Below are 13,950 nucleotides of genomic sequence, written 5' to 3'. Positions count from 1 at the left end.
GCCATGAGCATCCCCGCCCCCGAGGACTACGCCCCCGTCGCCGGCTTCCGGCCCACCCACGTCGTGCCCCAGGACGGAATGCCCGCCTGGGAGACGCCCGACGTCTCCCGACCCACCGCGTCACTGGACGCCTTCCTCCCCGTCCAACTGCTCTCCCGGCGCGGGGAGTGGGCGGAGGTCCTCTGCGCCAACGGGTGGTCCGCCTGGGTGGACGGCCGGCTGCTGGTCTCCGTACCGCAGCCGCCGCCGACCGGCGGGCAGCCGCGGGCGCGCACCGACGACCCGCGCCCGCTGATCGCGCGCAGCGCGGGTGTCCTCGACCGCTACCGGCGCGCGGTCGAGGAGCTGGCCGTGGGGCGGCTGGACGGCGAGGGCTTCCGCAGCGGGACGAAGGGGCTGCGGGCCGGGGTGGTGGTCGACGGGGAGGACGTCTGGCTGTACGACGAGTCCACCGGGCACTGGATGTACGGCGACGGGACGCGCCTGGCGCCGTACGCGGCCACCGGCGAACCGGACGCGGATGCGGATGCGAGCGCGGGCGCGGACGCCGGTGCCGGCCCGGGCAGAGGCGGAAGCGGGGGACGCGGCGGAGGCGGCGTGCGGGCGGACGCCGCGGCCGGGGCCGCGGGCGGGAGCCCTCACGACCCCGACCTCGATCCGACGCGGGTCATCCCCCCGGCCGACGACGGAGAGTGACGGCCGCGGCGGGCACGGGCCCTGCGGTGGTCGTCAGCGGCGGTCAGCGGCCCGTGGCCGCAGACGGCGGTTCGACGAGCCCCCGGCGGTGGACGGGGCGGGCCAGCAGACCGCCGAGGAACCCCGCGAGTGCCCCCCAGAGCAGCGCGAGGCCGACGGTACGCCACAGCACCGCCCGCAGTTCCACCGTGCCGCCGAGCCCGGACACGTCGCCGAGGCCCAGCAGGGACAGGCCGAACCGGGCTTCCATCGATACCAGCAGACACACCACCAGGACGGCGAGCCCGAAGGCGGTGCCCAGGTGGAGGGCGTGCTGCCAGGCCCGGACGTGGGCGGGGGAGCGAACGGCGGCCAGGAACCCCGTACCGAGCAGCAGGACGGCGGCGATCGGCACCAGCCACCACACCCACGTCGCGTGCTCGGCGAGCGCGGCCACGTCGACCGCGGAGGCGTCCGCGGCGGATCCCGACCCGGAGGCGCGCAGCACCGCGTCCAGCACCTGCGGCACGGGCAGGCCGAAGGGCCCCTCGACCTTGCCGTCCCAGGCCCCGCCGAAACCCAGCGTGAGCCCGAGCCAGGCGAGGTTCGGCAGGCCGAGCAGCATCACGGCGACCGTCCGGTCGGCGTGACCGCGCGTGGCGGCCACCACCAGGCCGACCACGACACCCAGGGCGACGTACGCGAGGAGCAGGGCCACGGTGGCGAAGGCGACGGGCCGCACCGCGGTGTGGAAGCGGACGAGCCCGGCCGGGAGCGGCGCCCGCCGCGAGACCAGCAGGGCCACCAGCAACAGGCCCAGGATCCACAGCAGTCCGAAGAAGAGGGTCGCGGGGACGGCGGCCCGGAATCCGACCGTCGGGGCGGCGTCGAAGATCTCGGCGAGGTCCCCGATCGGGGAGTCGCCGGTGGAGACGGCGAACGACTGCCGGGCCAGGAGCGCCGTGCCGGTCAGGGCGAGCAGCCACAGCAGCACCAGCGGCACGGCGTGGGCGAGGAGTTCGCGCGGCCGGGCCACGGCCCGGTTGTGCAGGGGGTGCAGGAACAGCGAGCCGGCCGTGAGCGCCCCGGCCAGGCTCACGGAGAGGGGGAGCACGGACAGGCTCGCGTCGGCGTCGGCCAGGAAGCCGGCCCCGCCGGTCACCTCGACGGAGCCGCCGGCCGCCAGCACCACGACGGCCGCCACCACGCGCGGGAACGCGCCGCCGGGCAGGTCCGCGGCACCCGCGCACGCCAGGCCGGCGGCGGACACCGCGGCCATCGCGGCGAACCCCGCCACGACCGCGACGAGGGCGTCGCGCCAAGTCCGCAGGGGACCCCGGGACGTACGGCTCACAGCGCCACGGTAGGCAGCCCGGCTTGCGGGCACCACCGGGAGGCCGCGCACAATGGTCCGCAGGAGTGACTGATGTACGGATATTTCCTGATGAAGAAGGTCAACGTGGAACGCCGACCCGGGGACCGAGCCCAGGTCCCCTCCGCCCGGGACAGGGAACGCCCGTGACCACACAACCTTCCGGCACACCGCCGTCAGAACGCCCCACCGGCCCTCCCGCCGGCCCGCTCGCGGAACCGCGGGGCCGGGAGGGCCCGCCCACCGTGATCGACACCCCCGCCGGGACCGGGGCCGGCGGTCCGGGCGCCGGCGGAACCGGCGGTGGCGGGCGCCGGGGTGGTTCCGGCGGCGGTTCCGGTGGCTCGGGCCCCGGTCCCGGCCCCGGCCCCGGCTCCGGTTTCGGGGGCGGTGAGCCGCCCGCGCCCTGGTGGCGCTCCATACCCCGGCTGGTCACCGCCGCGGTGGCAGTGGCCGCCGTCGTGGCGCTCGCCGTGGTGCTGACCCGCCCGCCGGGCTCGCCCCGGGCGGACGGCGAGCTCTTCCTGGAGTCCACATCGGCCCAGGGCCAGGACCCGTACACCGCGTCCACGGTCACCGAGCCCGCGCCGCCGGCCGTGACCCCGCCGCCCCAGCCCCAGGCCACCATCACGGGCCCGATCACCGCGCGGGCCGTCACCGGTTCGTCCCCGACCCTCTACGGCGGCACCCGGAACGTCGCCAGCTGTGACATCGAGAAGCAGGTCCGGCTGCTGTCCGCCGAGCCCGACAAGAACCAGGCCTTCGCCGGGGCGCTCGGCATCCAACCGTCGACCGTGCCCGCCTACCTGCGCTCGCTCACGCCGGTGATCCTGCGCAGCGACACCCGGGTCACCAACCACGGCTTCCGGGACGGGAGGTCGAACGCCTACCAGGCCGTGCTCCAGGCCGGCACCGCCGTCCTCGTGGACAGCCGCGGCGTGCCCCGGGTGCGCTGCGCCTCGGGCAACCCGCTGGGCGAGCCGGTGCCGTTGCGGGCCGGTTCGGTGCGCCAGGGGACGCCGTGGGCGGCGTACCAGCCGCAGAACGTGGTGGTGGTCCGACCCACGGTCAAGATCATCAACGTGATCATCATCTACGACCAGCGCACCGGACGCTGGTACGAGCGTGGACCCGGCGCGCCGGAGGGACCCAAGGACCGGGACCGGCCCGTCCCGCCTCCGCCGCTGCCTCCCCCACCCCCCGCGACACCGGAGACCTCCCTGAGCCCCGCGCCCCCGCGCACCCCCACGCGTACGGGTACACCGACCGGCACCGGCAAGCCCACCGGCACCGGCAAGCCCACCGAAACCGGCAAGCCCACCGAAACCGGCAAGCCCACCGACACGGGCACCCCCAAGCCCACCGGCACCCCCAAGGGCACCCCCACCCCCACCCCCGAAGGCATCCCCACCCCGAAGGACACCGGCAGGCCCGCGGACACCGCGTCCCCGCCCGCCCCGCCCGAACCGACCCCCGCCCCGTCCGGACCCGCACCGGTAGCCACTCCGCCGCCCCCGCCCGCGGTGGCCCCCACCCAGCCTCCCGCCGTCCCGCCCCCGCCGCCGCCCCCGCCCCCGCCGCCGGTCGCCCCCTCCGCACCCCCGGTCGTCCCCTCGCCGGCCGCGTCGCCCCCGTGACCGCCGGCCGGCGGTCACGCCGGTGCCCCCGCACCACGCGGCGGGCCCCGCCCGGGCTCAGCCCGCCACGGGCGGCGGCCCCGCCGCCGGCCCCGCATCCCGCTCGACCGACGCCGCCACGTCCGACAGGTCCTTCATCACCGCCTTGGCCACGGCCTTCGTCCCCAGCCGGTTCAGGAGCCGCATGACGACGCCCGGCTGCTTCCCGCGCGCCGCCGGGGCCGCCGAGAACGTCATCGTCACCGCCGTCCGCGACGGCGACCGTTCGGTGAGCCGGAACTCCGACACGTAGTGCATGCCCGCGTTGTCGGCCTCGGCGACATAGCGTTCCGGCGCGTCGCACACCGTCACGTACATCTCCTCGGTGGCCCGCTTGCCGAACATCCGCCGGGTCTCGCGCCACCGCGTGCCGACCCGGAACGGTCCGGGAGTGAGCACCTCCACCGCGTCCACGCCCGACACCACGTCCGGCATCGACTCCAGATCCGTCAGCGCCCGCCACACCCGTTCGACGGGGGCCGCCATCTCGCGCTCCACCACAACCCGGGGCTCACTCATACCCGGATTGTCGCGCCCGTGCCGCGCCCGCGCGCGGCGCCGTTTGGTGAGACCCTGGCTGCATGGCCGAAAGGGGAACGAGCCCCGAGGTCGACTGGCCCGCACAACCGGACATGAGCCTCGCGCTCAACCACATGGGCACCTTCGACTGGGACCTCGACAGTGGACGGATGTACCTCGACTCCACCGCCCTCGGAGTGCTCGACCTGCGCCCGGACGAGTTCAGCGGCACCCCCGCCGGGCTCCGCAGACGCATGGCACCGCCCGAGGAGGCACGGCTCGACGCCCGCGTGGCGCAGGCGCTCAAGGACGGGCGCAGCCACTACGGGGCCTACGTACGCATCCGCCGGCGCGACGGATCCCGGGCCTGGGCCCACATCCAGGGCCACATCCTGCGGAACCAGGACGGGCGCCCGTACCGGATCATCGGGATCCTCCGCGACGCCGCCCACGACCCCGGCGACCCCGGCGCCGGCGGGGAGCGGGCCGAGGGCCGGCGCCGGATGACCGGCGTCGTCGAGCGCACCACCGCCATCCTGGCCCACGCCCGCACCGTCAACGACGTGACGGACGTCCTCAAGGACCCCGAGGCCCTCAGCCACCTCGGCGCCGTCAGCGTGATGCTGGGCATCGTCGACGGGGGCCGCATCCACCTGGTCGCCGAGGGAAGGCTGGGCGCGTACGTACCGGAGATCGAGTACACCCGCATCGAGGCGCGGTTCCCGATGAGCGAGGCCGTACGGAACCTCCAGCCGGTGTTCATCGGCTCGCGCGACGAGTTCCGCGTCCGCTACCCCGACCTGTGGCAGTACATCGAGCCGCTGACCGTGCACAGCGGGGTCTACCTGCCGCTGATCGCCCAGGGCCGGGCCATCGGCGCCCTCGGCCTGCTGTACGAGCGGGAGGGCGACTTCACCGACGAGGAGCGCAACGTGCTCGTCGCGCTGGGCAGCGGCATCGCGCAGAGCCTCCAGCGGGCCATCCTCTTCGAGCAGGAGCACGACCTGGCGGAGGGCCTCCAGCGGGCCATGCTGCCGCGCCGGATCCCCGACGTGCCCGGCACACGGATCGCCGTGCGGTACCGGGCCGCGCGGGCCGGGCGGCAGATCGGCGGGGACTGGTACGACGTGGTCCCGCTCGGCGACGGCCGGGTCGGCGTCATGATCGGGGACGTGCAGGGGCACGACACGGACGCGGCCGTGATCATGGGGCAGTTGCGGATCGTCATGCGGGCCTACGCCGCCGAGGGCCACACCCCCGGCACGGCCATGGCCCGTGCCTCCGCCTTCCTGCGGGACCTCGCCACCGACCGCCTCGCCTCCTGCACGTACGCCGAGATGGACCTGAGCACCGGCATGCTGCAACTGGTCCGCGCCGGCCACCACGACCCGGTCGTGCGGCGCGGCGACGGCAGTTGCCACCCCGTTGCGGTGGCCGGCGGGGCCCCGCTCGGACTCCCGTCGGACGCACCGTCGTCACCCGGCACCGGCGGTGCGGGCTACCCCGTCACCAGCCTCGAACTGCACCCCGGCGACACCCTCGTCCTGTGCACGGACGGCCTGCTGGAACTGCCCGGCACGAGGGACCGCGAGGACGGCATGCGCGCCCTCATGGAGGCGGTCTGCGCCGGACCGGTCGACGTGGAAGAACTCGCCGACGCCCTGTGCGACCTGGTCGGCGACCAAGGCGGCAGGGACGACATGGCCCTGCTCCTGCTCCGCCGCCGCGGCACCCCCACCCCCCGCGGCGGCGGCCCCCTGAGGCTGCGCCTCACCCCCGGAGACCCCGACGGACCGGCGACGGCCCGCCACTTGATCCGGGCGGCCGTGACCGCCTGGGGGGCGAAGGAACTCGCGGACGAGATCGAACTGGCGGCGGACGAGCTCATGACCAACGCCCTCGTGCACACGGACGGCGGCGGCCGCGTCAGCCTCCGCATGACCGCGGAGGGCCGGATCCGCGTCGAGGTGGAAGACTCCAGCAGCGCCCTGCCGCACCGGCGGGAGGCGGGCGACTGGGCGGTCTCGGGCCGCGGCCTCCTGCTGGTGGAACGCCTGGCCCGGGAGTGGGGCGTGGAACCGCGCGGCGGCGGCAAGTGCGTGTGGTGCGAGTTCCCCCTCCCGGAGTCCCCGCCGGCGCTGTAACCCCGGGGCGCACGCCTCCCGCCGCTCCGACTGCTGCCGTACCCGCCGCTGCCGTACCCGCCGCTGCCGTTCCGGCCGGGGCAGCGCCGGGCGGGGGCAGCGCCGGGCGGGGCAGCGCCGGCCGGCGGTCGGGGCCGGACGGTGGCCTCCGGACGGGTGGACTCCGGGGCGGGGCGGGGGGCTTGGGCCGCGGCTGGGGCGGGGCGGGCGATGCTGCCTGCGTGCCGAACGCCGTCCGTTCGTTGTTGACGCTGCTCGTCGTCCCCTCCCTCGCCTGGAGCGCCGGTTCCGCCCGGGCAGCCGGTGCGGCCGCCGGGGACGGGATCGAGACCGCGCGGGCCGTCCGCCAGGTCGTCCCCGGGGTCCGGCTGGAGTCCTACGAGCGGCTGGAGGCCGACCGCTGGTTGCGGATCGACGAACTCGTCGTCGAACTCGGCGCGGGCGGTGGCGGTGGCGGTGGCGGTGTGCGGGCCGAATACCTCGGCGGGCACGGCGCGGCCACCGTCGCGCAGGCCGCCGCCGCGCACCCCGCCGGACCCGGGCGGCGTGTCGTCGCCGCCGTCAACGGCGACTTCTTCGACGCCCGCGGCACGGGCGCCCCCCTCGGCCCCGGGATCGCCGCGGGCCGGCTGCTGCACTCCGCGGGCCCCGGGCCCGGCCCCGCCCGCGCCGTGGCCTTCGGCGCCGACGCCACCGGCCGGATCCAGCGCATCGGCCTCGACGGCCGCATCACCCTCCCCGGCGGCGCGGTACGCCCGCTGGCCGGGTACAACGCGGCCCGGCCGCCCGCCGCCGGCTTCGCCGCGTACACCGCCGACTGGCCCGGGGCCGCGCTGCCCGCCGTCAGCGCGGCCGTGACCGTACGGGACGGCCGGGTCACGGCCGACGCCCCCACGTGGCCACGGCAGGCCGAGCGCCCCGAGCGGCGCCGACGACCCGGCCGCCCCGAACCCGGAACCACCCTGCTCACCGCCACCGGCGCCGCCGCCGTCAGCGAACTCGTCGCCCTGCGCCCCCGGGACGCCGTGACCGTGTCCGCCCGCCCCCTGCCCAAGGCCGGTCCGGCCCCGGTGACCGCCCTCGGCGGGCGGGAGCCCCTCGTCGTGGCCGGAGTCCCGCAGGACCACGGGGGCAAGGCGAACAACACCGCCGCCCCGCGGACCGCCGTCGGGTTCTCGCGCGACGGGCGGCAGCTGCGAATCCTCACCGTGGACGGCCGCCAGCGCGACAGCGGCGGCCTCACCCTGACCGGCCTCGGCCGGCTGATGCACCGCAACGGCGCGTACGAGGCCCTGAACCTCGACGGCGGCGGCTCCTCGACCCTGCTCGCCGCACAGGCCGGGGCGGTGGCCCCGACGCTGGAGAACGCCCCGTCGGACGGGTTCCCCCGCCCGGTCGCCAACGGCCTCGTCCTCACGGCCCCGACGGGCTCCGGCCGGCCCGCCGGCTACCGCGTCGAACCCACCGGCGGCAGCACCGGGGACCCCGCCCTGACCCGGGTCTTCCCCGGCCTGAGCCGGACCCTGACCGCCACCGGATACGACGCCGCGCTCGGCCCGGCCGCGGGCGAACCGGCCTGGTCCGCCGACGGCAACGGCACGATCGGCCCCACCGGCGTGTTCCGGGCGGCCGCACGCCCCGGCGGCGCGACGGTGCACGCCCGGCACGCGCAGGCGCAGGGGGAGCTACGCCTGGACGTACTCGGCCCGCTCACCCGGATCCGGCCCACCCGGCCCCGCATCGGCCTCGCCGTACGGGGGGAGAGCAGCGGGTTCCGGCTGCTCGGCCAGGACACGCAGGGGGCGTCCGCGCTGGTCGAACCCCGGGACGTGGTCCTGCGGTTCGACCGGTCGCAGTGGAGCGTCCAGGACGACGGCCGCGGCGGCTTCACGGTCACCGCCCTCACCCCCCGGGCCACCGGCACCCTCCGGGCCGTCCCCCGCCCACCCGTGGGCGCGGACCCCGCCGGGCGGAGCCCCACCGGTCCGGGCCGCACCGGACGAAGCCCCGCCGGCGCGGGCCCCGCCGGCGCGGGCCCCGCTGACCGAGGTCCCGCTGACCGAGGCCCCACCGGCGCGGGTCGCGGCGGACCGGACCCGGCCCGGGCGGGTTCCGCCGGGCCGAGGGCCTTCGGGCCGGGGCCTGCTGCCGCCCGCGCTGCCGCGGGGCAGCCGCCCGCCGGCACGGCGGCCGTCGCCGAAGTCGCCCTCGGCGTCGGGCTGGCGACCCAGCCCCTGGCCGGGCTCGACGACGCCGCGGCCTGGACCGGGCCCGGCGCGAGCCCGACCGACGGACACCGGGGGCGCGGACTCGCACTGGCGCTCCCCGGCCCCGCCGGCCGCGGGTCCGCCGCCCCGCCCCGGCCGCTCCCCGTCCCGGAGCTCGCCCGTTCGCTGACGCTCTGGGTCGGCGGGGACGGCTCCGGGGCCCGGCCGACCGTGGAGCTGACCGACGCCGACGGAGCCGCCGTCAGCGTGCCCGGGCCCGCCGTCGACTGGACCGGCTGGCGGGAGCTGACTCTGCCGCTGCCCGCGACGGCGCAGCCCCCGCTCACCGTCACCCGGCTCTCCGCGGTCGCCGCCGACCGCCCCGCCAGGCTGCTCCTGGACACGCTCGGCGCCCGGACCCCGCCCACCGCGCGGGTCACGGAACCGGATGCCCCCCGGGACCCCATCCTGACCGCCGAGGCCGCGGTCCGGGCCCGGTCCTGGCGGTTCGCCGTCGAACCCGCCGCCCCTACCACGGCACGCACCGTCGGAGACGCGGGCCTGCGCGCCGACCTCGTCCTCACCGGCGCCCCCCGCGCCCCCTTCGTCCACCGCGGCGTCCGCTTCCTCACCCTCGACACCACCCGCCGCACCCTGGCCGGGGGCGGCCTGAGCCGGCTGCGCGCCCTGCGCACCGCCCTGGCGGCCACCGCCGAGGATCCGGACACCGGCGCGCTGGCCGTCGTACAGCGCCACGCGCCGCAGACCGTCGACCGCAAGGAGGCGGTCCTGTCGGCACGCCTGCTCGCCGAGTTCCGGCGCACCACCGGCAAACGCGCCGCGCTGTTCACCGTCGACGCCCCCGCCCTCGCGGTCGGCCGCTCCGAGGGCGTGCCCGCGGTCGCGCTCCCGGCCGCCGCGGGCCGCGTCCTCGTGGGGGTGGACGCCTTCGCCGCGGGGGACTGGCTCTCGGTCCAGGAGAAAACCGGATGAACCCGGAGCGTACCGGCACGTAGCGTTGCGCCCCATGGACCCATTGACCGAGCAGCAGATCCGTTCGTCCTTCGTGAACTGCACCAAGGGCGAGGCGGCCCGGCTGAAGCTCCCGCCGGACTTCGACGCACTCCCCTGGGAGGACCTCGACTTCCTCGGCTGGATCGACCCGGGCGCCCCGCTGCGCGCCCACCTGGTACGCCCGGCGGCCGACGGGTCCGCCGTCGGCATCAGTCTCCGCGTCCCGGGGACGAACCGCACCAGCGCCCTGAAGTCCAGCGTCTGCCAGATATGCCTGACCGGGCACGCCGCCTCCGGGGTCTCCCTGCTGGTCGCCCCGCTGGCCGGCCCGCGCGGGCGGGAGGGCAACAGCGTCGGCTTCTACGTCTGCGCGGACCTCGCCTGCTCCCTCTACATGCGGGGCAAGCGGCAGCCGAAGCTCCGGGGCCGGCGGTACGAGGAGACGCTGACCCTGGACGAGCGCGTCGGGCGTGCCATGGACAACCTCGACGTCCTCACCGCGAAGGTCACCGGCTGACGGCCCTCACAGCCTGACGAGGGTCACCTCGGTGGCCTTCACGCTGGTCCACACCGCGGAGCCGTCGGCCAGGCCCAGTTCGGCGGCCGCCTCGGGGGTGATCTCCGCGACCAGGTCCGGCACCGCGGCCGAGTCCACCAGCACGCGCAGCCGGCTGCCGACCGAGGTGATCTCCCGTACGGTGCCCGGCCACACGTTGCGGGGGCTGCCGCCCGGCCGTTCGCGGTGCACGGACACCGCCTCCGGGCCGATGATCGCCAGGGCTTCGGTGCCCCCAGGCAGCGTCTCGGCCACCACCAGCCGGCCCCCGTACGGCAGGACGAGCCCGTCGGAGGACGCGGTGCCCGGCCAGGCGTTGCGGCCCAGCATCCTGGCCACCCACGGGGAGCGCGGATGGCGGGTCACCTCGGCGGGCGGTGCGTCCTGCAGGGCCCGCCCCTCGGCGAGGACGAGCACCCGGTCGGCCAGCGACACCGCCTCGACCGGATCGTGCGTGACGATCAGGCAGACCCCGCCGAAGCCGGCCAGGTGCGTGCGCAGCATGTGCCGCACGTGGGCCCGGGTGGCCTGGTCGAGGGAGGCCAGCGGCTCGTCGAGCAGGAGCAGGCGCGGCCGGGCGGCGAGCGCCCGGGCCAGCGCGACCCGCTGGGCCTGGCCGCCGGAGAGCTGGCCGGGCTTGCGGTGGGCGAGGTGGCCGACGCCGAGCCGGTCCAGCCACAGCCGGGCCTCGCGGCGGGCCTCGGCCCGCGGCACCCGGCGCGCCCGCAGCCCGTACGCCGTGTTGGCCAGCGCGCTGAGGTGCGGGAAGAGGGCACCGTCCTGCGGGACCCAGGCGACCTGGCGCCGGTGCGGAGGCAGCGCGGTGACGTCGTCGGCGCCGAGCCGGAGCTCGGCGTGGGCGCGCGGGGTCAGGCCGAGCAGGGCGCGGAGCAGGGTGGTCTTGCCGGCGCCGTTCTCGCCGACGACGGCGATGGTGGTGCCGGGCGGGGCGTCGAGGGTGAGCTCGGTGAAGCCGGTGACCGAGGCGTGCAGGGGCCAGCGCCCCCCGCCGTGCGGGCCGCTCCCGGTGCCCCCGGCCCCGGCCCCGGCCCCCGCCTCGGCCTCGTCCGGGGCCTCGTCCGGAGCCGGGTCACGCGGGTCTGCGCCGGGCGGGGCCGTGACGGGCGGGGCCGCCACGGCCGGGGTCGGCGAGGGCGGGGCCGGAGGGGCTTCCTCGGGTTCCGCCGGCCGGGCCGCGGCGGCCGCGCGGGCGGCCGGGGTGCCGGTCCAACGGCCGCGCAGGGCGATCAGTACGGCCATGGCGATCGCCAGCAGCAGCAGGGAGACGGAGGTCGCCGCCTCCGGGCTGTCCTGGAGCAGCAGGTAGACCTGCAGGGGCAGGGTCTGGGTGGTGCCGGGCAGGTTCCCCGCGAAGGTGATGGTCGCGCCGAACTCGCCCAGCGCCCGTGCCCAGGTGAGCGCGGCGCCGGCCACCAGGCCGGGACCCACCATGGGCATCGTCACGGTGAAGAACACCCGCACCGGTGAGGCCCCGAGCGAGGCCGCGGTGTCCTCGTAGCTCCGTTTCAGGCCGCCGAGCGCGCCCTCCAGGCTGATGACGAGGAACGGCATCGCCACGAAGGTCGCCGCGAGGACGGCACCGGAGGTGTGGAACGGGAGGGTGATCCCGAAGGTGTCCTCCAGCCACGGCCCGAGCAGCCCGCGCCGCCCGAAGCCGAGCAGCAGCGCCACCCCGCCCACCGTCGGCGGGAGCACCATCGGCAGCAGGACCAGCGAGCGGACGAACGCCTTGCCCTTGAACTCGACGCGGGCCAGCAGCCAGGCGAGGGGCACCCCGAGGAGCAGGGAGAGGCCGAGGGCCCAGAACGACACGACGAGCGAGAGCCGCAGGGCCTCGACCACACCCGGGCTGGTGAGGTGCGTGCCGAGGTCGTTCCACTCGGTGCGGACGAGGATGCCGACGAGCGGGAGCAGCAGGAAGGCGACGGCAACGAGCGCGGGCAGCGCCAGGGCGACGGGCGGCCGGGTGCGGGTGCCGGCACGGTTGCCGGTGCGATGTCTGCTCATGCGGGTTCCTGGCTGAAGCGTACGGGGGCGGGGGTGCGAGGCGCCGGTAACGGGAGCGCCGGACGGGGGAGGCGCGCGAGGAACGCGGGGGAGGGCGAGACGCGCGGGGAACGCGGGGAGGGCGGGACGCGCGGGGAAGCCGGGGGGACGGGAGCCGGCTGCTGGAGACGGGAGAGGGACTGCCTGTCCCCCCGGTTCAGGCAGTCCCTCTCGATCCCGGGCCAAGCGGCCGGCGGCCGGCCCGGGTGCCGGCTCAGGCCTTCTGGAAGCCCGCGTCCTGGAGGATCTTCTGGGCCTCCGGGCTGCTCAGCCAGGTGACGAAGGCGGCCGCGGCCTCGGCGTTCTTGGACTGCTTGAGCGTGGCGGCCGGGTACGAGGCCACGGCGTTCTGCTCGTCCGGGATCTCCACGGTCTCGACCTTGTCCGCGGACTTGGCGGAGTCGGTCTTGTAGACCAGGCCGGCGTCGGCCTCGCCGAGCTCGACCTTGCTCAGCACGGCGCGGACGTTCGGCTCCTGGGAGACCGGCTTCACCTCGATCTTCTGGGCGTCGAGGATCTGCTTGCTGTAGCGGCCGACCGGCACCTCGGGCGCGGCGAGCACGACCTTGACCTTGGTGTCGGCCAGGTCCTTGAGCGCGGCGATCTTGAACGGGTTGCCCTCGCCGGTCGCGATGACCAGGCGGTTCTTGGCGATGATCGCCGGTTCGCCGGTCTCGCCCTTCAGGCCGTCCATGGTCTTGGTGTCGGCCGTCACGAGTGCGTCCGCCGGGGAGCCCTGCTTGACCTGGGCGGCGAGCTCCTGGGAACCCGCGAAGGAAAACGTGATCTTCGTGCCGGGGTGGGCCTTCTCGTACGCGGAGCCCGCGGTCTTGAACACGTCGGTGAGTGAGGACGCGGCGAGCACGGTGAGGTTCGCGGCCTTGGGTGCGGCGCCGGACGGAGCGGAGGTGCCCGTGCTGGCTCCGCCGTCGCCGGCCTTCTGGTCGCTGCCGGCACAGGACGACAGGGCGGGGACGAGCAGGGCTGCGGCGAAGGCCGCGGCGGCCAGCGCGGTGCGGCGGTGGTTCAGGGGGAAGGACATGGTGGGTGCTCCTCGGTCGGACCGGCGGCCGGACGTGCCCGGCTGCACGGGGTGGCGACCCGCGCCGGTGACGGCGGAGCGGGCGGTGGCGAAAGGCGAAGGGGCGGGGCGGGGCCGGGCGGGTGACGGCGGCGGACTGGACGGGGGCGGGGAAAGGGGCGGCGGCCGGTCAGCCGCGGTCGATGTGCACGCTGGTCGACTTCACGCGGGCGGTGGCCCGCATGCCGACCTCCAGCCCGAGTTCCTCGACGGCCTCGCGGGTGAGCAGGGAGACCAGCCGGTGCGAGCCCGCCTGGATCTCGACCTGGGCGGACACGTCGCCGAGCGTCACGGCGGTGACGATGCCCGGGAAGGCGTTGCGGGTCGAGGTGTGCGGCTCGTCGTCCTCGGCGTGGGCCCCCTGGCCGACCTCGACGGAGAACGCGGCCAGGTCGCGGCCGTCGATCAGCCGTCGGCCGGCCTCGTCGCGATGGGTCGCGACCCGGCCGGCGTCGGCCCAGCGGCGGGCGGTGTCCGGGCTGACGCCCAACAGCCGCGCCGCTTGGCCGATGGTGTAGGACTGCATGTGCGACAAGGTAGGCGCACGCGACGCGCATTTGCAATTCTCTTGGGATGATCTACATGGCAGATGCCTGTTCGATTGGCTGTTCTGCCGAAATGTGCTCCGCATCCCGGGTG

General features: G+C 76.5%; 10 protein-coding genes. 5 read left to right on the top strand and 5 right to left on the bottom strand.

Going from position 1 to position 13,950, the window contains the following annotated elements:
* Positions 1-3 precede the first annotated feature (3 nt).
* Positions 4-696, top strand: coding sequence for a hypothetical protein (locus ACFVGY_RS03365; RefSeq protein ID WP_385670215.1), 693 nt, complete (start codon positions 4-6; stop codon positions 694-696).
* A gap of 43 nt (positions 697-739) precedes the next feature.
* On the opposite strand, the gene ACFVGY_RS03360 is transcribed toward ACFVGY_RS03365, so the two are convergent.
* The gene (locus ACFVGY_RS03360) at positions 740-2,029 is read right to left on the bottom strand and encodes a streptophobe family protein (protein ID WP_385670212.1); all 1,290 of its coding nucleotides are present in this window, start codon (positions 2,027-2,029) and stop codon (positions 740-742) included.
* A 263-nt stretch (positions 2,030-2,292) separates the two neighbouring features.
* Between ACFVGY_RS03360 and ACFVGY_RS03355 the strand changes: the two genes are divergently transcribed.
* Positions 2,293-3,684, top strand: a complete 1,392-nt coding sequence (locus ACFVGY_RS03355; protein ID WP_385670209.1) for a DUF6777 domain-containing protein — start codon at positions 2,293-2,295, stop codon at positions 3,682-3,684.
* Positions 3,685-3,741: 57 nt separating this feature from the next.
* Here the strand turns inward: ACFVGY_RS03355 and ACFVGY_RS03350 are convergent, their stop codons facing one another.
* Positions 3,742-4,242 (bottom strand): SRPBCC family protein, encoded by a 501-nt coding sequence (locus ACFVGY_RS03350; protein ID WP_385670206.1) that lies wholly within the window; start codon positions 4,240-4,242, stop codon positions 3,742-3,744.
* Positions 4,243-4,304: 62 nt separating this feature from the next.
* On the opposite strand from ACFVGY_RS03350, the gene ACFVGY_RS03345 reads away from it, so the two are divergent.
* The 3 genes from ACFVGY_RS03345 (at position 4,305) to ACFVGY_RS03335 (ending at position 10,124) form a co-directional block, all read left to right on the top strand.
* Positions 4,305-6,386: a SpoIIE family protein phosphatase gene (locus ACFVGY_RS03345; protein WP_385670203.1), complete on the top strand. Its 2,082-nt coding sequence runs from the start codon at positions 4,305-4,307 to the stop codon at positions 6,384-6,386.
* Between the two features lie 221 nt (positions 6,387-6,607).
* Positions 6,608-9,586, top strand: coding sequence for a phosphodiester glycosidase family protein (locus ACFVGY_RS03340; RefSeq protein ID WP_385670200.1), 2,979 nt, complete (start codon positions 6,608-6,610; stop codon positions 9,584-9,586).
* Positions 9,587-9,620: 34 nt separating this feature from the next.
* Positions 9,621-10,124: an FBP domain-containing protein gene (locus tag ACFVGY_RS03335; protein WP_385670197.1), complete on the top strand. Its 504-nt coding sequence runs from the start codon at positions 9,621-9,623 to the stop codon at positions 10,122-10,124.
* Between the two features lie 6 nt (positions 10,125-10,130).
* Here ACFVGY_RS03335 and ACFVGY_RS03330 read toward each other — a convergent pair whose 3' ends face one another.
* The 3 genes from ACFVGY_RS03330 to ACFVGY_RS03320 all read right to left on the bottom strand — a co-directional run bounded on the left by ACFVGY_RS03330 (position 10,131) and on the right by ACFVGY_RS03320 (position 13,837).
* Positions 10,131-12,191 carry an ABC transporter permease gene (locus tag ACFVGY_RS03330; RefSeq protein ID WP_385670194.1) on the bottom strand — a complete coding sequence of 687 codons (2,061 nt, stop codon included), beginning with the start codon at positions 12,189-12,191 and terminating at the stop codon, positions 10,131-10,133.
* A gap of 253 nt (positions 12,192-12,444) precedes the next feature.
* Complete coding sequence (gene modA, locus ACFVGY_RS03325) at positions 12,445-13,272, bottom strand: molybdate ABC transporter substrate-binding protein (protein ID WP_385670191.1); 828 nt, start codon at positions 13,270-13,272, stop codon at positions 12,445-12,447.
* Positions 13,273-13,441: 169 nt separating this feature from the next.
* Complete coding sequence (locus ACFVGY_RS03320; RefSeq protein ID WP_385670188.1) at positions 13,442-13,837, bottom strand: molybdopterin-binding protein; 396 nt, start codon at positions 13,835-13,837, stop codon at positions 13,442-13,444.
* Positions 13,838-13,950 lie beyond the last annotated feature (113 nt).

The organism is Streptomyces sp. NPDC127106 (genome assembly GCF_042677605.1).
Classification (GTDB): domain Bacteria; phylum Actinomycetota; class Actinomycetes; order Streptomycetales; family Streptomycetaceae; genus Streptomyces.
Note: the sequence above shows the minus strand (reverse complement) of the source record. Positions and strands in the feature narration are given on the sequence as shown.